Here is an 18,057-nt window from a genome sequence, read left to right on the forward strand (position 1 = left end):
CCGCGCCGGCTGCGACTGCGCCGGACAGCGCCGATGCGCAAAGCGCGACGGGCGCATCCGGCGTCACGCTCGCGGCCGTCACCGTGCCGGTCGGCGCGCTTGCCGCGGCGCTGCGCCAGACCGTCAGCGAAAGCGGACTCTTCTATGAATCGCATCTTGCGCAGTGGCTAAGCGGACAACGCTCGCCCTCAACACTCGCCGACGAGCCGCAGAACCGCCTTTTTGCGCAAGCGGCGCAACTGCCGCTCGACTGGGCGCTCGGGGGCGATACCGGCGCGGACGGCGAGGGCCTCGCGTCGTGGTGGCACGGCGGGTCGCCCGCGCAGCCTGGCGGCGCGCCGCAGCAGACCGGCGCGGCGCAGCAGGGGCCGTCCGGGCCGATGCCGATGGCGGCGCGCTTTGCGGCCGCCGTGCAGGAATTCGCGGAAGACGCGTTCGGCGCGGGTTCATCGAATCCGGCCGTGCGTGGCGGCGGCACGACTGCCGGCGTCGCGAACAGCAACGCGGGCAGCGCCCAGGCCAGTGCGCCGCAGGCGCAGATGTCGACGCAGGCGATGGCCGCGTCCGTGCATCCGGCGACGGTCACGCTCGTGCGTCAGCAACTGGATCTGCTGGCAACCGGCGAATTTCGCTGGAGCGGCGAAGCGTGGCCGGGTGCGCGTCTTGACTGGACCATCGAGGAGCGCGGCGACCGCTGGTCGCGCGGCGGCGCTACCGATTCGCCCGAAGAAGAGGCGCAGCGGCCATGGCGCACGCGGCTCACGCTGTCGTTGCCGGTGCTGGGTACGGTCGACGCGGATCTGACGCTGGTCGGCACGCAGCTCACCGCGCGCGTGCAGGCGAGTCCGTCGGGCGCCGCGCGGCTTGCGGCGCAAGGCGAATCGTTCAGGCGGGGGCTCGCGGCCGTCGGCATCGCGCTCAATGCGCTGGCGATTCGCGAGATCGTCGGCGGCGGCCCGAGTGGCGGCGTCGGGCCCGGCTTTGGTCCGCTGGGTGGCGCCGCGGCGACCGAGGCCGCGCAAGCCTATGCGCGCTCGGCATCGGCGGCCGATGCGGCCCATGCCGCGAACGACACGCACACCGGCCGTTATACCCCGCCGGTCGATCTGTTCGATGGAGACGTGCTGCTTTGAGCCGGTCGCATCGCAAAAGCGCCGCGGCGCTCTCATACGACGGTCAACTTCCAGGCGATGCGCCACGCGTCGTCGCGAAGGGCTATGGGCTCGTCGCGGAGATGATCATCCAGCGCGCGAAAGAGGCCGGCCTCTACGTGCACGAGGCGCCCGAGATGGTGTCGCTGCTGATGCAGGTCGATCTCGATTCGCGGATTCCGCCGCAGCTTTATCAGGCGGTCGCGGAACTGCTCGCATGGCTGCACCGGCTCGAAAGCGGTGCAGCCGATCCGGCGGACGAGCAAAGCGACGAGAGCACCGTGACGGTCGAACCGGTACCGGGCGACCCGGCTGAGGATGCCGAGGCGGCGCGCCTGCCGCGCGGCGACGTGCCGCCGACGCGCTGGTTGAAGTAGGGCGCGGCGGCGCGCGCTATATCGGGCGCGGTCTCACACGGCACGTTAGCCTGCGCTCAACGCGCATTTCACTTCGGCACGCCCTTCTGCGTGCCGCCACGGCCTGAGTTTCCAGCGTTCCCGCTCGCGATCCAGCGCCAATTCAGGCGGTTCGATCCAGGTCGTCGCTCTTTCCGTGCTTGCCGTTGCCCGTGATTGCAGCGTCGAGGCCCGGGAGTCAGCCGCCGCCCCCTAACCGTATGTCGCGACTTCGCCTGATGATGACCGGGTAATCGTCGGGCATTACGCGCTCGCAGCCACGTCGGTAGAAACCGATGGGATGTCAGGCGCGCGACTTCCCGGGAATGTATCTGCGGTGTTGCTGGCACGGCTGGCCGTCGATACGAAGTACAAAGGCCAGGGCCTCGGCGAACACCTTCTTGCGCATGCGCTCGACACCGTGCTGACTACTGCCGAGGCAATCGGCGTGCAGTGTGTTGTTGTCGATGCGATCGACAGCGGCGCGGCCGGGTTCTACCGGAAATATGGGTTCGAGCCGTTCACCGACACGCCGCGCAGGCTATTTCTGCCGGTAGCGACAATCAAACAGGCTTGACGAAAGCCGGGGCAGACAGCACGGCTTGGTTTTTTGCGGGCTTCAACGACTCGACCGCCTTCATTTCGGAACGATCGTGCGGCGCGTCGCGTGCAGCTTCCTGCTGCACGATCCGTCACGCGCGCTATCGCGCGCTCAGCACCTTCACCGCGCAAACGCGCGCTCGACCAGCGCCGCATGATCGACCCCCGGCGGCAACGTGCCGTAGACGCGGCCGTTGTCCCCGCAACCATCGGCGATGCGCGTCGCGACGAATGCGTCGGCGACCGGCGGCGGGGCGTGCTGCACGAGCAGCACCGCCTGCGCGATCAGGATAAGTTGCTGCGCAATGCGGCGCGCGGATGCCTCGCGCGTATCGGGCGACGCGGCCAGCGCCGCGAGCAGCCGGTCGAGCGCGGCCGCAAGCGGCGCGTAATCCTGCGCCACGCCGCGCCACGCGGTGAGCAATGCCTGCGCGGCTTCCGGTTCGCGTTCCAGCGCGCGCAACACATCGAGGCACATCACATTGCCCGACCCTTCCCAGATCGAGTTGACCGGCGCCTCGCGATAGAAACGCGCCATCGGCCCTTCTTCGACGTAGCCGTTGCCGCCCCAGACTTCCATCGCTTCGCCGGTGAATTCGAGTGCGCGTTTGCAGATCCAGTACTTCGCGGCCGGCGTGACGAGCCGCCGCCACGCGCGTTCTTCGAGCGTGCCTGTGGTGTCCTCGAACGCGCGCGCGAGGCGCATGACGAGCAGCGTGGCCGCTTCCGATTCGAGCGCGAGGTCGGCGAGCACGTTGCGCATCAGCGGCTGTTCGGCGAGCAGCCGGCCGAATGCGCTGCGCTGCCGCGCATGGTGAATCGCCTGCACAAGCGCCGCGCGCATCAGCGCCGTGCTGCCGAGCGCGCAATCGAGACGCGTGTAATTCGCCATTTCGATGATGGTCGGCACGCCGCGGCCCTCGTCGCCCACCATCACGCCGTACGCGTCGAAGAACTCGACTTCGCTGCTCGCATTCGAGCGGTTGCCGAGCTTGTTCTTGAGCCGCTGCACGCGCACCGCGTTCTTGCTGCCGTCGGGCGAAAAGCGCGGCACGAAAAAACACGACACGCCTGCGTCATCTTCGGTGCGCGCGAGCACGAGATGCGCGTCGCATTGCGGCGCCGAGAAGAACCATTTGTGACCGGTGAGGCGATACTCGCCGCCGCGTCCGGCGCCGCCCGAACCTTGTGCCGCGACCGCGCGCGTGCGGTTGCTGCGCACATCGGAGCCGCCCTGCTTTTCGGTCATGCCCATGCCGATCAGCATCGACGTCTTCTGTGCGAGCGGCAGGTCGCGCGGATCGTGGTCGCGCGTGTACAGCTTGTCGTGCAGTGCGGCGAAGAGGTGGGGTTCGCGCTGCAGCACCGGAATGCTCGCAAAGGTCATCGTGATCGGGCACAGCGCGCCCGCTTCGATCTGCGCGTGCAGCAGATAGGACGCACAGCGCGCGACCATGGCGCCCGGACGCGGATCGGCGAACGGCAACGCGTGCAGTCCCGCGCCGCGCAGTTGCGCGAGCAAGCTGTGCCATGCCGGATGAAACTCGAGCGCATCGATGCGTTCGCCGCGCGGGCTGTGCGTGAACAGCTCGGGTGTGTGGCGGTTCGCCAGTTCGGCGAGCGCCAGTATGTCGGGCGCCGACAGCGCCGCGCCGTCGCGCTCGAGTACCGCGCGATGCCAGCCGGCGCCTTCGCGTTCGACGGCCGCGACGAGCGCCGCGTCGCGGGTGAACAGGTTGTAGCCGGTGAGGGGCGGAACCTGATTGGTGACGTCGTGCGTGTTGCCGGGGCCGAAGGTGTCCATCTGAGCTCTCCCGTCTGCGACATGGGCCGTTCGGACATTGTCGCGCACGGCATGCGCCGATGGGTGTTTCGGACGCAAGCACGCACGCTCAGCCGCTCAATCATCGCGAGGCCGTGCGTTCGCCGTTGCACGCGGCTCGTCGCGTGGCTGCGCGACGCACTCGCTCCGACTCTCGCCGAGGTTCAGTCGGTCCTGTCGCGGGATCGCCCCTGCATGATGCGCCGGACGGGATGAGCGGCGTATCCGCCGCGCGGCGCCTCGCGAGGCCGCGCAACCGCGCCGGGCCGCGGCTACTCGTGGGCGCCGCTCTTGCCGGCCGGCACCGCCGCTGCGCCGCTCATCACGATACCCAATGCCGGCGCGTGCATGAAATCGTCGCCGGACTGGCCGCGCAGCGTCTCGCGTGCGACGTCGAGCCACGCGCGCGCCGCATGCGACAGATAGCCGTCGCGCCGCCAGCCGATCGCGATTTCCCACAGAATTTCCGGCTCGACGACCGGCCGGCACGTGAACTGTTCCGCATCGAGCCGCCGGCAATACGGCGCCGGCAATAGCGCGATCCCGACGCCCGCCAGCACCAGCGCGACCATGAAATCCCAATGCTCGCTGCGGCTCACGACGGTCGGCGCGAAGCCGGCGCTGCGGCACGCCTGCAGCACGATGTCGTTGAGTGCGAGGCTCTCGCCGTAGAACACGAACGGCTCGTTGGCCAGATCGGCCAGCGGCACCTGCTGCACGCCGTCCCAGCGCGACCCGGTGCGCGCGACGAGCCACAGGCGCTGGCGCGTCATCGGCAGTGTGTCGACCGCGTCGGGGTCGACCGGCAGCAACACGCCGCCGAGCTCGAGTTCGCCGTCGATCAGCGCCGCCTCGACCGCGCGCGAGCCTTGCTCGATCAGCTTCATCTCGACCTTCGGGTAGCGCTGGCGGAAGGCGGCGATGGCCGGCGTGAACAGCGCGCCGCCCATCGGCGGAATGCCGATGGTCAACTGGCCGCGGCCGAGCGTGCCGAGGTCGTCGAGCTCTTTTTGCAGCTGCGCATGCGCGGCGAGCACGTCCTGGCCGCGCTGAAAGACGATCCGGCCGGCATCGGTCAGCACCATCTGGCGGCCGTCGCGCAGCAGCAGCGGCGAGCCGATCTCGTCTTCGAGCGCCTTCACCATCTTGCTGATGGTCGGCTGCGTGACGAATAGTTGCCCGGCGGCGACCGTAAAGCTTCGCTGCCGGACCACCTCGATGAAATAGCGAAGCGCGCGCAGTTCCACGATGAAGCTCCGATAAATGTCACACCCGGGCGTCAAACCCGGGGTTTCGAACCCAGCACCCCGCGACCCGCTGGGATTCCATTCAGGAATGAATTGAATAAGTCTAAGTCATTATATTTATATTGGTAGAAACCCTATACTCGTCCGAACAGAAAAGCACCAGGGAGTTACCACGATGAGCGTTTCCGTCACGAGGTTTGCCGCCCGCGCGCGATCGGGCGCGCTCGCATCAGGTGTCCGTGCGTTGCGGATCGTCGCCCAATGTGCGGCGCTCGCGGGTGTGTGGTTCGTCGCCGACTTCGCGGTGCGGCATCTCGGGCTGCCGGTGCCGGGCGGCGTGGTCGGGCTGCTTGCGCTGCTCGCGGCGCTGCTGTGCGGCGGCATCGCGCCGCGCTGGGTGAAGGCGGGCGCCGACTGGCTGCTGTCGGAACTGCTGCTGTTCTTTATTCCGGCGGCGGTGGCGGCGGTCCAGTACGGCGGCCTGCTGCGCGAGGACGGCTGGCGGCTCGCGCTGGTCGTCGTGGGCGGCACGCTGATGGTGATGGTCGCGGTGGCGTTCGCGGTTGAACAGACGTCGCGTCTCGAACGCCGGTTCGCGCTGCGGCGCGTGCCAGTACCGGTCGCGGTGCCCGTGCCGATGCCGGCCGCGCGCCGGCCGGTCCGCTGAGCGCCGTTGCCGCCGCGCGCGCAACGACGCCCATCACGCCATCGCGTTTTCCCCATGAGCACGCTCTACGCGTCCCTCTTCGCCGACCACCAGTCGCGGTTGATTGCCGCCGGCTGTTTCGCGCTGACCATCGCGCTCTACTTCCTGTCGAAGGTGCTGTACGCGCGCGTAAAGACGATGTGGTTCACGCCGCTCGTCGCGGTGCCGATCGTGCTGGTCGCGTTCGTCGCGTTCCTGCATATTCCGTATCCGGTCTACTTCCGGGACACGCGCTGGCTGATGTGGTTGCTCGGGCCCGCGACGGTCGCATTCGCGGTGCCGATCTACGAGTATCGCGAGCTGATGAAACGGCACTGGCTGTCGCTGGCTGTTGGCGTGGCGGTCGGCATTGTCGTCGCGGTGGGCGGGTCGCTCGCGCTCGCCAAACTGCTGCACCTGTCGCCCGAATTGCAGCGCAGCCTGATGACGCGTTCGATCTCGACGCCGTTCGCGCTCGCGGTCAGCGACCGGATTCATGCGCCGCGGGATCTCACCGCGCTCTTTGTGATCGCGACCGGCGTGTGCGGGATGCTGTTCGGCGAACTCGTGCTCGCGCTGCTGCCGCTGCGTTCGCGGCTTGCGCGCGGCGCGCTGTTCGGCGCGGCCGCGCACGGCGTCGGCACGGCGAAAGCGCGTGAACTCGGCAGCGAGGAGGGCGTGGTCGCGAGCCTGACGATGATGATCGCGGGGGTGGTGATGGTGCTGCTCGCGCCGATGTTTTCGATGCTGCCGATTTGACTGGCAGGATGACGACGTACTCGTCTCGAATGCGTTAGAAGGCGCGAGGTGTCGAGACAAGACGACCCGCTAACGAATTCGATGCGTGCCCGGTTCGGCGATCGACGGGAAATGGTCGCTCTGCAAAATCTCGCTGGCGCAGCATGCTCGTCATCGAACGCCTCGAAGGAAAATTCCGACCGGGTTTCGCCATGGACGCGACATCCAGGAAACGTAGGCGTCGCTCATCATCGATAGTGATGATGCGGTGGGCCTGCCACAACAATTCAAAGATAGCTGTCAGAAAAATCGACTGCGAGATCTATGGGTTTCGTCTGGCGCAAAAAAAGGCCCCGCAAACGCGGGGCCTTTCAGAACTGGGGGCTTGAGCCAATCAGATTGAGCAGCTAAGCTGCCGCTTCCTTTCGGGTCGCGCCCCACGTAGATGGTGAGCCAACCTTGGTTGGCCGAATCATCAGAATACTCCGCATGCTTATCTCCGTCAATTCTCTAGAGAAGTCCGCCGTCGTAAGGCTCCTTGAGTTTCTTTCGGAGAGAAAACCGTGGTTCCGGTCCTTATGGGGCATTGGCGTCGTGTTGGCGATGGAAGAATTGTACGAGGCATGCGCCGCGTTGAGACAAGGGCATCTCAGCGAAGCCGCGATCAAACGGATGGCGTCTTCCCTGCAAAAGCGGGTCGGGGTGCATCCTGCCTTCACCGAAGCGGAAAAACAGTTCCTTCGTCAGCAGGTGCACCAGGTTCCGCGGGCTGACGGAGCGGCCCACTTCGGGATTAGAGAACTTTCTGCTCGCGTCTCATCGGACTATCTGACCCGCTGGGGCAGAGCATTCGCCGCCGGAAGGTTCACTGTCGAGCACTTCGCCCGCAGCGTTGCCGCTTACTTACTCGATGCGGGCTTCGCAGGTCAGTATCTGCACGACTTCATCAAGGCCAGACTCGATGCGCCGGAGCCGATCACTTTGCCGCAACTTTGCGACGCAATTCAGGCCGAGATGTCGGCGAGCCCGCGCCGTGAATTCGAGGTGTTACTGGCATTCACCACCATCCCGGCACTGCCTAACGGAGTGCCCCCTTCGTGGCTGCGGGGCGCGGCCATCATCGCGTGGCTGAAGGAAAACGGCTTCGACACGGCCGGCGTACGCTCCCCTGTCGCCATCGTCCTGAGGGTGCAAGCCAGAGATGCAATCGGTGCGGCGCAAGTGGCAAGAAGCGAGTCCGATCGCTATGCCGCTCGCGCGCTGATTGCCACTGGCGCGCCGCTTAATCGTGTGCCCATGCTGTGGGTCAAAGGTGGTGCTGCGCCTGCGCCCATGAAAGAGGACTCGCGAGGCGTCGGCGTGAAGGAGCTGTTTCGCGGGGACCGCGTTTTCTCTGCCGATGTGAGTCAGAGTGTGGACGCAGCGCTGGAGCTACTGGCTCACCTGGATGGAAGCTCTGCGCCGGCGGCGGTGGCCGGCGGCTGGGGAGCGATTGAAGGTTTGCTCGCGGATCCGAGTGATCGCGCCACTGCCGCGGACAATCTGGCCACGCTGGTCACCTGTTCGTTTCCACGTGCGGAACTGACGGCATTGTCCTATCGTGCGCAGCGCACGCATCCGGAGCAATGCACCGAGCTTGAAGGCGTGGAGACAAACCGCGAGCGCTGCCGCATCCTGGCCAGGATGATCATCGATGGACGCTTGCCGGAGATGACCAGCGTGGCAGACCAGGCGGCAATCGCCCGGCTGAAGAAGTTGTTCGCGAACCCCGCGCGTGAGTTGCAAACCATCCGGGAAACGATCGGCGACTCGTTTCACCGGTTGTATCGGCAGCGCAACCTCATACTTCATGGAGGCCGCCTTGATAGCGTGGCGCTAACGGCGAGTTTGCGCACGGTGGCGAAGCTTGCCGGCGCTGGAATGGACCGGATCGTGCACGGGCATCACGTTCAAAATTTGAGGCCACTGGAACTGGTTGCGAAGGCTAACCTGGCTCTCGCATTGGTCAGTCGCGAGGCCCCGCTGGAGTGCGTGGATCTGCTCGAAAGCAGTTGACTCACGAGCCGTGACTGCGAAGCGCCGTTGTTCCCGGCAGTCGGATCTTTTCGGTTCTTCCGGTTTCACCAGCCACGCTGTACTCTTTTATTCGTATTCTCTGCACGTGAGCCAACGGCGCCGGCCGTGCGGACGCCCCTCACAGTAAACGCCCGTCGCGCACGCCAGCCTGATTTGCTACAATCTGCGCTCGCCTTTGAGGAGCGTTGCGACGGGTTCCCGCCCGCCAGGCTTGAAGGTGGTCAATTCGAAGAGCATGCACGTATCACGGCTTGCTTTTTGCATCGAACGGCGCTCACGTCAATCTTCTAATCTCTTAGAAAGGAGGGCGTGATGAACGCCGCAGTTTACGATTCCAAAGACTCGAAAGATTTCGTCGTCGCTGACCTCGCGCTTGCCGCGTGGGGCCGCAAGGAACTCGACATCGCCGAAACGGAAATGCCGGGCCTCGTGCAGATCCGTGACGAATACAAGGCGCAGCAGCCGCTGAAAGGCGCGCGCATCGCCGGTTCGCTGCACATGACCATCCAGACCGGCGTGCTGATCGAGACGCTGAAGGCGCTCGGCGCCGACGTGCGCTGGGCCTCGTGCAACATCTTCTCGACCCAGGACCACGCGGCTGCGGCCATCGCGCATGGCGGCACGCCGGTGTTCGCGTACAAGGGCGAAACGCTCGACGAATACTGGCAGTACACGCACCGCATCTTCGAATGGCCGAACGGCCAGTTCGCGAACATGATCCTCGACGATGGCGGCGACGCCACGCTGCTGCTCATTCTCGGCTCGAAGGCCGAGAAGGATCGCTCGGTTATCGCGAAGCCGACCAATGAAGAAGAAACCGCGCTCTACAAGTCGATCGCGCAACATCTGGATGTGGACCCGACCTGGTATTCCACACGTCTTGCGCATATCAAGGGCGTCACCGAAGAAACGACGACCGGCGTGCACCGTCTGTATCAGATGGAAAAGGAAGGCCGTCTGCCGTTCCCGGCGATCAACGTGAACGATTCGGTCACGAAGTCGAAGTTCGACAACCTGTATGGCTGCCGCGAGTCGCTCGTCGACGGCATCAAGCGCGCCACCGACGTGATGATCGCCGGCAAGATCGCGGTCGTGGCCGGCTATGGCGACGTGGGCAAGGGCTGCGCGCAATCGCTGCGCGGCCTCGGCGCGACCGTGTGGGTGACCGAAATCGATCCGATCTGCGCGCTGCAGGCGGCGATGGAAGGCTACCGCGTCGTGACGATGGAGTACGCAGCGGACAAAGCCGACATTTTCGTGACGGCGACCGGCAACTACCACGTGATCAACCACGATCACATGAAGGCGATGCGCCACAACGCGATTGTCTGCAACATCGGCCACTTCGATTCGGAAATCGACGTCGCATCGACGCGTCAGTACAAGTGGGACAACATCAAGCCGCAAGTCGACCACATCATTTTCCCGGACGGCAAGCGCGTCATCCTGCTGGCTGAAGGCCGCCTCGTGAACCTCGGTTGCGCGACCGGTCACCCGTCGTTCGTGATGTCGAACTCGTTCACGAACCAGACGCTCGCGCAGATCGAACTGTTCACGCAAGGCAACAAGTACGAGAACAAGGTCTACGTGTTGCCGAAGCAACTGGACGAGAAGGTCGCGCGCCTGCATCTGGCGCGCATCGGCGTGAACCTGACGGTGTTGTCCACGGAACAGGCCGGCTATATCGGCGTGGACAAGAACGGTCCGTTCAAGCCGAACCACTACCGCTACTAAGCACGTAGCGCGTCGCGCAGTGCAGCGCCCGTTCGCATAACCGGCGGGCCGCACTGCGCGAATTCACGTTCCATGCGGACCGCTTGCCACGAAGGAGCTTTACATGACCGTGCTGTTGACCTGGCTGATCAATGCGCTCGCGTTGTTGATCATCACGTATATCGTGCCGTCGATTCATATCCGCAGCTTCGGCACCGCATTGATCGTCGCGCTGGTGCTCGGGCTCATCAACACGATATTGCGGCCAGTGTTGATCCTGCTGACGCTGCCGGTCACGATCCTCACGCTCGGACTCTTTATCCTCGTCGTCAACGCGCTGTGTTTCTGGCTGTGCGCGTCGCTGCTGAAAGGGTTCGAGGTGTCGGGGTTCTGGGCGGCGTTCTTCGGGTCGATTCTGTACAGCATCGTGTCGTGGCTGCTGTCCGCGGTTATTCTCGGCAATCGCAGTTTCGGCTAGCGGTCGCGATGCGACTTGCCCGGGCGCTGCGGTTGCGTATCGGGCTGTGGCGGAGCTGTAGAGCCAGGCTTTGAAACGGGCTGTGAAGCGGGCTGTGAAGCAGGCTTTGAAGCAGGCTGTGAAGCAGATCCGTAAAGCCGGACTGCGATGCCGGACCGTGAAGCCGCGCTATGAACCCGGACCATGAATCCGAATATGAACTCCATCGAACTTTCATTCGAATTCTTCCCGCCGAAGACGCCGGAAGCCGTCGACAAGCTGCGCGCGACGCGTGATCAGCTGATGCCGCTCAAGCCGAAGTTTGTATCGGTCACGTTCGGCGCCGGCGGCTCGACGCAGCAGGGCACGCTCGATACGGTCGTCGAGATGGCGAAGAGCGGCCTCGAAGCGGCGCCGCATCTGTCGTGCATCGGCTCGTCGAAAGACGATTTGCGCGCGATCCTGAACGAGTACCGCTCGCATGGCATTCGCCATATCGTCGCGCTGCGCGGCGATTTGCCTTCGGGCATGGGCGCGGTCGGCGAGCTGCGCTATGCGTCGGAACTGGTCAGCTTTATCCGCGCCGAGTTCGGCAACACGTTTCATATCGAAGTCGCCGCGTATCCGGAGTGCCATCCGCAGTCGCGCTCGCCGCGTCACGATCTCGAGAACTTCGCGCGCAAAGTGAAGGCCGGCGCCGATTCCGCGATCACGCAGTACTTCTTCAATGCGGATGCGTATTTTCATTTCGTCGACGATGCGCGCAAGCTCGGCGTCGATGTGCCGATCGTGCCCGGCATCATGCCGATCACGAACTACTCGCAGCTGATGCGTTTCTCCGAGATGTGCGGCGCTGAAGTGCCGCGCTGGGTCGCGCGCCGGCTCGAGGGTTTCGGCGACGATCGCGACGCGATTCGCGCATTCGGCCTCGACGTGGTGACCGCGCTGTGCGAGCGGCTCGTCGCCGCGGGCGTGCCGGGCCTGCATTTCTATACGCTCAACGGTTCGGCCGCGACGAAGTCGATCTGCGAACGTCTCGGGCTCTAACCCGGCACGCATACCGCATCCTGCAGGTCAACGCCATGCGCGCTCGCCGCGCGTGGCGTTCGGCCGCGCAAAACGGCTCGTTCGACCCGTTTCCTATACATGTTTTTACGTTTGCGCCACGCGGATTTTGTCCGCTTGTGGGGGCCCGCAAAGCTCAGTAATATCGCGCTACGCTGGTTTCGACCGGTTACAAAACGTGGAGGAAACATGAACCAAAACAAACTGTTGCGCGCGCTGCGGCTCACAACGCTGGGTGCGGTCGCAACGGCGTCGATGGCCGGAGCCCAACTGGCGAACGCTGCCGATATTCCGAACAAAACCCTCGTTTACTGTTCCGAAGGCAGCCCTGCGGGCTTCGATCCCGCGCAATACACCACCGGCGTCGACTTCACCGCGAACACGTTCACCGTGTACAACCGCCTTGTCGAATTCGAGCGCGGCGGCACGAAGGTCGAACCGGGCCTCGCCGAGAAGTGGGATGTGTCGCCGGACGGCAAGACGTACACGTTCCATCTGCGTCACGGCGTGAAGTTCCAGACCACATCCTTTTTCAAGCCGACGCGCGAATTCAACGCGGACGACGTGGTGTTCTCGTTCCAGCGCATGCTCGATCCGAACCAGCCGTTTCGCAAGGCATACCCGGTGCAGTTCCCGTACTTCACCGACATGGGTCTGGACAAGCTGATCACAAAGATCGAAAAGGTCGACCCGTACACCGTGAAATTCACGCTGGCCGAAGTGAACGCGCCGTTCATCCAGAATCTCGCGATGGAATATGCGTCGATCCTGTCGGCCGAATACGCGGACCAGTTGCTGAAAGACGGCAAGGCCGCCGATATCAACCAGAAGCCGGTCGGCACAGGCCCGTTTATTTTCAGGAGCTATACGAAGGACGCGACGATCCGCTTCGATGGCAATCCTGATTACTGGAAGCCGAACACCGTGAAGGTCTCGAAGCTGATCTTCTCGATCACGCCCGACCCGGGTGTGCGCGTGCAGAAACTGAAGCGCGACGAATGCCAGGTGATGAGCTATCCGCGTCCGGCCGACATCGCGCCGCTGAAAGCGGACAACAATATCGCGATGCCGTCGCAGGCGGGCTTCAACCTCGGCTACCTCGCGTTCAACGTCACGCACAAGCCGCTCGACAAGGTCGAAGTGCGCGAGGCGCTCGATATGGCGATCAACAAGAAAGCGATCATCGATTCGGTCTACCAGGGCGCGGGTCAGCTCGCGACGAACCCGATGCCGCCGACGCAATGGTCGTACGACACATCGCTGAAGTCCGCGTCGTACGATCCGGACAAGGCGAAGGCGTTGCTCGCGAAGGCGGGTCTCGCGAATGGCTTCGAGATCACGCTGTGGGCGATGCCGGTGCAGCGTCCGTACAACCCCAATGGCCGTTTGATGGCCGAAATGATTCAATCGGACTGGGCGAAGATCGGCGTGAAGGCGAAGATCGTCACGTACGAATGGGGCGAGTACATCAAGCGCGCGCACGCGGGCGAAGACGACACGATGCTGATCGGCTGGACCGGCGACAATGGCGACCCGGACAACTGGCTCGGCACGCTGCTCGGCTGCGAAGCGGTGAATGGCAATAACTTCTCGAAGTGGTGCTACAAGCCATTCGACGAACTCGTGAAGAAGGGCCGCGAAACCAACGGTCAGGATGCGCGCACGAAGCTCTATGTGCAGGCGCAGCAGATTTTCGCGGAACAACTGCCGTTCTCGCCGATCGCACACTCGACGGTTTATCAGCCGATGAGCAGAAAGGTGACGGACATGCGCATCGAATCGCTCGGGTATCTGCGCTTCGATGGCGTCGGCATGCAGTAAGCCGCGGCAACACGATACGCAACCAGCCGCAGTCAGTTTTTCGCACGGTTAAGAAGACTGGTCGAAATGGTCCGGCGACGGGGTCACGAGCCCTTGTCGCCGGTTGCGTTTTTCCCCACCCAGACCATAGGGACGATCCATGTTCCGATTCGTTTTGCGCCGCATCGGGATGGTGATTCCGACTTTCATCGGCATTACGATCCTTGCGTTCGCGCTGATCCACCTGATTCCGGGCGACCCGATCGAGGTGATGATGGGCGAGCGCGGCGTCGACCCGGCGATGCACGCCGCCGCACTGCACCGTCTCGGACTCGACGAGCCGCTGCCGCTCCAATACCTGCATTACGTCGGCCGCGCGCTGTCGGGTAACCTGGGCACGTCGATCATCACGAACACCAGCGTGATGGACGAGTTCCTTGCGCGCTTTCCGGCCACCATCGAACTGTCGATCTGCGCGATGCTGTTCGCGCTGGTGATCGGCCTGCCGGCCGGCGTGTTCGCCGCACTGCGGCGCGGCACCGTAGTCGATCACGGCGTGATGGGCACCGCGCTGACCGGCTATTCGATGCCGATCTTCTGGTGGGGCTTGATCCTCATCATGGTGTTTTCGTCGAAGCTCGGCTGGACGCCGGTGTCGGGCCGCATCGCGGTCGAATACGACATCCCGCACGTGACCGGCTTCATGCTGATCGATTCGCTGCTGCCCGGCACGGACGAAGGCTCGTTCCGCTCCGCGCTGAGCCACCTTATTCTGCCGGCGATCGTGCTCGGCACGATTCCGCTCGCGGTGGTCGCGCGAATGACGCGCTCGTCGATGCTCGAAGTGCTGCGCGAAGACTATATCCGCACCGCGCGCGCAAAGGGCTTGTCGCCGGCGCGCGTGATTGTCGTGCATGCGTTGCGCAATGCGCTGATTCCGGTGGTGACCGTGATCGGCCTGCAGGTCGGTACGCTGCTTGCGGGCGCGGTGCTGACCGAGACGCTGTTTTCATGGCCCGGCATCGGCAAGTGGCTGATCGATGCGATCAGCCGGCGCGATTATCCGGTTGTGCAGGGCGGCATCCTGATGATCGCGACGCTGGTTATCGTGGTGAACCTTGTCGTCGATCTGTTGTACGGCGTGTTGAATCCGCGCATTCGCCATACGAGGTAAAAAAGAATGGACCCCCACGCTCACATTCGTTCGCTGCCCCCCGAGGGGGCGCATGCCTCCCTTGAGGCGGCTCGGCGGGAGGCATGATGGCCGATTTACAAAATACCGTCCCCCAGGCGGTCACCCCACCAGGCGGTCGCGCGCTGGCCGCACGCGAATTCTGGGCGAATTTCTCGCGCAACCGCGGCGCGGTCGGCGCCGGCACCGTCGTGCTGGCGCTGGTCTTCGTCGCGATCTTCGCGCCGTTGATCGCGCCGCACAGCCCGATCGAGCAGTACCGCGACTTCGTGAAGATTCCGCCCGCATGGCTCGACGGCGGCAACTGGAAGTTCATCCTCGGCACCGATGAAGCCGGCCGCGACATTCTTTCGCGGCTCATGTACGGCGCGCGGCTGTCGTTCTGGATCGGTTGCGTGTCGGTGGTGCTCGCGCTGCTGCCCGGCATCGTGCTTGGCCTCGTCGCGGCGTTCTTCGAGAAGTGGGCCGACACGCCGATCATGCGCGTGATGGACGTGCTGCTCGCGCTGCCGTCGCTGCTGCTCGCGGTCGCCGTGGTCGCGATCATCGGTCCGGGGCTGATCAACACGATGCTGGCAATTGCCATCGTCGCGCTGCCCGGCTATGTGCGTCTCACGCGCGCATCGGCGCTCGGCGAACTGCACAAGGAATACGTGATGGCATCGCGCGTCGCGGGTGCGGGCACGTTGCGGCTGATGTTCTCGCAAGTGCTGCCGAACTGCACCGCGCCGCTGATCGTGCAGGCCACGCTCGGCTTTTCGTCGGCCATTCTGGACGCTGCGGCGCTCGGCTTTCTCGGCCTCGGCGTGCAGCCGCCGTTGGCGGAGTGGGGCGCGATGCTCGCCTCCGCGCGCGACTATATCGACAGCGCATGGTGGATCGTCACGATGCCCGGTCTTTCGATTCTGGTCTCGGTGCTCGCGATCAACCTGCTCGGCGACGGCTTGCGCGATGCGCTCGATCCCAAACTGAAACGGATGGCCTGACATGAGCAATTCGATGAGCGATCTGTTGACCCTGCGCAATCTCGCGGTGGACTTCGGCGGCCTCGCCGCGGTCGATCGCGTGAACCTGAGCGTCGCGCCCGGCGAAGTGGTCGGCGTGGTCGGCGAATCGGGCTCGGGCAAGAGCGTGACGATGATGGCGCTGATGGGCCTCATCGACGCGCCCGGCAAGGTGAGCGCCGACGAGATCACGTTCGACGGCAAGAACCTGCTCGATGCCACGCCGAAGCAACGCCGCAAGATTATCGGCAAGGACATCGCGATGGTGTTTCAGGACGCGCTGACGAGCCTGAACCCGAGTTATACGGTCGGCTATCAGATCAAGGAAGTGCTGAAGCTGCACGAAGGGCTGCGCGGCGACGCGCTGAACCGGCGCGCGCTCGAACTGCTCGATCAGGTCGGCATTCCCGATGCGAAGAACCGCATCGCGTCGTTTCCGCATCAGATGTCCGGCGGCATGAACCAGCGCGTGATGATCGCGATGGCGGTCGCGTGCAATCCGAAGCTGCTGATTGCCGACGAACCGACCACCGCGCTCGATGTGACGATCCAGGCGCAGATCATGCAGCTGCTCGTGCAGTTGCAGAAGGAGCGCGGCATGGCGCTCGTGCTGATCTCGCACGATCTCGCGGTCGTGTCGGAAGTCGCGCAGCGGGTCGCGGTGATGTACGCGGGCGAGATCATCGAGACGAACCGCGTGCCCGATATCTTCTCGGCGCCGCATCATCCGTACACCGAAGCGCTGCTCGCGGCGATTCCGGAGCACAACGCCGGCGCGGTGCGGCTGGCTGCGCTGCCCGGCCTCGTGCCGGGGCGCGACGATCGTCCGCGCGGATGCCTGTTTGCGCCACGCTGCAAGTATGTGGTCGACGACTGCAGGAAGGCGCGCCCGCCGCTCGAGCGCTTGCCGGATCACGATGACGCGGTGCGCGTTCGCTGCATCAAGCCGCTGAACCTCGCCGCCGATGCGATTGAACAGGGAGGCGCACGATGAATGCCGTACCGGAAGTGCAGCGCCCGACCGCGCCAGCCGGCAGCGACCCCGTGCTGGTTGCCGATCAGCTGACAAAGCATTACGACGTGAAGCGCGGCATGTTCGGCCGCGGCACGGTGAAGGCATTGAACGGCGTGTCCTTTGCGCTGACGCGCGGCCGCACGCTCGCGGTGGTCGGCGAGTCCGGCTGTGGCAAATCGACGCTCGCGCGCCAGCTGACCATGATCGAACCGCCGACTGCCGGGCGTCTGTTGATCGACGGTCAGGACGTCGCGGGCGCCGATCACGCGAAGGTCGCCGCTTTGCGCCGGCGTGTGCAGATGGTGTTTCAGAACCCGTTCGCATCGCTCAATCCGCGCAAGACCGTCGAGCAGACGCTCGGCGAGCCGCTCGCGATCAACACGCCGCTCACCGCGACCGAGCGCGCCGAACGGATCGCACAGATGATGCGCACCGTCGGCCTCAGGCCCGAGCACGCGAAACGCTACCCGCATATGTTCTCCGGCGGCCAGCGGCAGCGTGTCGCGATTGCGCGCGCGATGATCCTCGATCCGCAAATCGTCGTCGCCGATGAACCGGTGTCCGCACTCGACGTGTCGATCCAGGCGCAGATTCTTAATTTATTTATGGATCTGCAAGAGGAATTTAAGACGAGCTACGTGTTCATCTCACACAATCTGGCTGTGGTTGAGCATATCGCCGACGATGTGATGGTGATGTATTTCGGTGGTGTGGCCGAACTCGGCGACAATAAGACCATCTTCGAACGTCCGCGGCATCCGTACACGCGGGCGTTGATGTCTGCCACGCCGTCGATCTTCGAAGCGGACCGACGAATCCGGATCAAGCTGCAAGGCGAAATGCCGTCGCCGCTGAATCCGCCATCGGGATGCACTTTCCATCAACGTTGTCCGTATGCGATCGACCGGTGCCGTCAGGAGGAACCGAAGCTGCGTGAAGTGGACGGCCGTCAGGTCTCGTGTCACCGCGCCGAGGAGGTGGGAGACGCGGATGCCTGAAACGGCAGCGGCGCGCTGCCCGGCGCGCCGCTGCGTCGGGCGCCCGTGCGCCGTGTGCCGTCGTGTCGAGGGTCGCGGCGTCGGGTGTCGCGGCGTCGG

Annotated in this window: 16 protein-coding genes and 1 riboswitch; of the genes, 14 read left to right on the top strand and 2 right to left on the bottom strand. The window is 64.6% G+C overall.

Annotation, left to right across the window (positions count from 1 at the left end; genetic code table 11):
- The 3 genes from fliK to HV675_RS30890 all read left to right on the top strand — a co-directional run.
- The coding region (gene fliK / locus HV675_RS30880; RefSeq protein ID WP_175115258.1) for a flagellar hook-length control protein FliK at positions 1–1,133 on the top strand (1,133 nt) is incomplete at its 5' end.
- Positions 1,130–1,528 carry an EscU/YscU/HrcU family type III secretion system export apparatus switch protein gene (locus tag HV675_RS30885; RefSeq protein WP_175115259.1) on the top strand — a complete coding sequence of 133 codons (399 nt, stop codon included), beginning with the start codon at positions 1,130–1,132 and terminating at the stop codon, positions 1,526–1,528. The genes fliK and HV675_RS30885, both read left to right, overlap by 4 nt.
- Positions 1,529–1,847: 319 nt before the next feature.
- Positions 1,848–2,123: a GNAT family N-acetyltransferase gene (locus tag HV675_RS30890; protein ID WP_246270661.1), complete on the top strand. Its 276-nt coding sequence runs from the start codon at positions 1,848–1,850 to the stop codon at positions 2,121–2,123.
- A gap of 144 nt (positions 2,124–2,267) precedes the next feature.
- Here the strand turns inward: HV675_RS30890 and HV675_RS30895 are convergent, their stop codons facing one another.
- A complete protein-coding gene (locus HV675_RS30895) occupies positions 2,268–3,950 on the bottom strand; it encodes an isovaleryl-CoA dehydrogenase (RefSeq protein ID WP_175115260.1) in 1,683 nt (560 codons plus the stop codon).
- Positions 3,951–4,240: 290 nt separating this feature from the next.
- Complete coding sequence (locus tag HV675_RS30900) at positions 4,241–5,215, bottom strand: LysR family transcriptional regulator (RefSeq protein WP_175115261.1); 975 nt, start codon at positions 5,213–5,215, stop codon at positions 4,241–4,243.
- Between the two features lie 175 nt (positions 5,216–5,390).
- Here HV675_RS30900 and HV675_RS30905 point away from each other — a divergent pair, with 175 nt between their 5' ends.
- The 11 genes from HV675_RS30905 (at position 5,391) to HV675_RS30955 (ending at position 17,958) form a co-directional block, all read left to right on the top strand.
- Complete coding sequence (locus HV675_RS30905) at positions 5,391–5,882, top strand: CidA/LrgA family protein (RefSeq protein ID WP_175115262.1); 492 nt, start codon at positions 5,391–5,393, stop codon at positions 5,880–5,882.
- A 54-nt stretch (positions 5,883–5,936) separates the two neighbouring features.
- On the top strand, positions 5,937–6,659 hold the full coding sequence (locus HV675_RS30910) for an LrgB family protein (protein ID WP_175115263.1): 723 nt from the start codon (positions 5,937–5,939) through the stop codon (positions 6,657–6,659).
- Positions 6,660–7,127: 468 nt separating this feature from the next.
- Complete coding sequence (locus tag HV675_RS30915) at positions 7,128–8,693, top strand: integrase (RefSeq protein WP_175115264.1); 1,566 nt, start codon at positions 7,128–7,130, stop codon at positions 8,691–8,693.
- Between the two features lie 192 nt (positions 8,694–8,885).
- Positions 8,886–8,997, top strand: a riboswitch (S-adenosyl-L-homocysteine riboswitch).
- Between the two features lie 29 nt (positions 8,998–9,026).
- Positions 9,027–10,448 carry an adenosylhomocysteinase gene (gene ahcY / locus HV675_RS30920; RefSeq protein WP_175115265.1) on the top strand — a complete coding sequence of 474 codons (1,422 nt, stop codon included), beginning with the start codon at positions 9,027–9,029 and terminating at the stop codon, positions 10,446–10,448.
- Positions 10,449–10,551: 103 nt separating this feature from the next.
- Positions 10,552–10,905, top strand: coding sequence for a phage holin family protein (locus HV675_RS30925; protein ID WP_175115266.1), 354 nt, complete (start codon positions 10,552–10,554; stop codon positions 10,903–10,905).
- A gap of 195 nt (positions 10,906–11,100) precedes the next feature.
- Entirely contained in the window at positions 11,101–11,931 is an 831-nt protein-coding gene (gene metF, locus HV675_RS30930) for a methylenetetrahydrofolate reductase [NAD(P)H] (protein ID WP_175115267.1), read from the top strand.
- A 207-nt stretch (positions 11,932–12,138) separates the two neighbouring features.
- The gene (locus tag HV675_RS30935) at positions 12,139–13,770 is read left to right on the top strand and encodes an ABC transporter substrate-binding protein (RefSeq protein WP_175115268.1); all 1,632 of its coding nucleotides are present in this window, start codon (positions 12,139–12,141) and stop codon (positions 13,768–13,770) included.
- 139 nt (positions 13,771–13,909) lie between these two features.
- On the top strand, positions 13,910–14,923 hold the full coding sequence (locus HV675_RS30940; RefSeq protein WP_175115269.1) for an ABC transporter permease subunit: 1,014 nt from the start codon (positions 13,910–13,912) through the stop codon (positions 14,921–14,923).
- A gap of 86 nt (positions 14,924–15,009) precedes the next feature.
- A complete protein-coding gene (locus HV675_RS30945) occupies positions 15,010–15,927 on the top strand; it encodes an ABC transporter permease subunit (RefSeq protein WP_175115270.1) in 918 nt (305 codons plus the stop codon).
- A gap of 13 nt (positions 15,928–15,940) precedes the next feature.
- Entirely contained in the window at positions 15,941–16,939 is a 999-nt protein-coding gene (locus tag HV675_RS30950; protein ID WP_377700477.1) for an ABC transporter ATP-binding protein, read from the top strand.
- A complete protein-coding gene (locus HV675_RS30955) occupies positions 16,936–17,958 on the top strand; it encodes a peptide ABC transporter ATP-binding protein (protein WP_175115272.1) in 1,023 nt (340 codons plus the stop codon). The genes HV675_RS30950 and HV675_RS30955 overlap by 4 nt, the downstream gene beginning before the upstream one ends.
- The last annotated feature ends 99 nt before the right edge of the window (positions 17,959–18,057 follow it).

This window comes from Paraburkholderia solisilvae, from assembly GCF_902859875.1.
Lineage (GTDB): Bacteria > Pseudomonadota > Gammaproteobacteria > Burkholderiales > Burkholderiaceae > Paraburkholderia > Paraburkholderia solisilvae.

Excerpts from the sequence above, each read along its gene's own strand:
- HV675_RS30890 (WP_246270661.1), top strand. The coding sequence starts at position 1,848 with ATGTCAGGCGCGCGACTTCCCGGGAATGTATCTGCGGTGTTGCTGGCA.
- HV675_RS30895 (WP_175115260.1), bottom strand. The coding sequence starts at position 3,950 with ATGGACACCTTCGGCCCCGGCAACACGCACGACGTCACCAATCAGGTT.
- HV675_RS30905 (WP_175115262.1), top strand. The coding sequence starts at position 5,391 with ATGAGCGTTTCCGTCACGAGGTTTGCCGCCCGCGCGCGATCGGGCGCG.
- HV675_RS30910 (WP_175115263.1), top strand. The coding sequence starts at position 5,937 with ATGAGCACGCTCTACGCGTCCCTCTTCGCCGACCACCAGTCGCGGTTG.
- HV675_RS30915 (WP_175115264.1), top strand. The coding sequence starts at position 7,128 with ATGCTTATCTCCGTCAATTCTCTAGAGAAGTCCGCCGTCGTAAGGCTC.
- ahcY (WP_175115265.1), top strand. The coding sequence starts at position 9,027 with ATGAACGCCGCAGTTTACGATTCCAAAGACTCGAAAGATTTCGTCGTC.
- HV675_RS30925 (WP_175115266.1), top strand. The coding sequence starts at position 10,552 with ATGACCGTGCTGTTGACCTGGCTGATCAATGCGCTCGCGTTGTTGATC.
- metF (WP_175115267.1), top strand. The coding sequence starts at position 11,101 with ATGAACTCCATCGAACTTTCATTCGAATTCTTCCCGCCGAAGACGCCG.
- HV675_RS30935 (WP_175115268.1), top strand. The coding sequence starts at position 12,139 with ATGAACCAAAACAAACTGTTGCGCGCGCTGCGGCTCACAACGCTGGGT.
- HV675_RS30940 (WP_175115269.1), top strand. The coding sequence starts at position 13,910 with ATGTTCCGATTCGTTTTGCGCCGCATCGGGATGGTGATTCCGACTTTC.
- HV675_RS30945 (WP_175115270.1), top strand. The coding sequence starts at position 15,010 with ATGGCCGATTTACAAAATACCGTCCCCCAGGCGGTCACCCCACCAGGC.
- HV675_RS30950 (WP_377700477.1), top strand. The coding sequence starts at position 15,941 with ATGAGCGATCTGTTGACCCTGCGCAATCTCGCGGTGGACTTCGGCGGC.
- HV675_RS30955 (WP_175115272.1), top strand. The coding sequence starts at position 16,936 with ATGAATGCCGTACCGGAAGTGCAGCGCCCGACCGCGCCAGCCGGCAGC.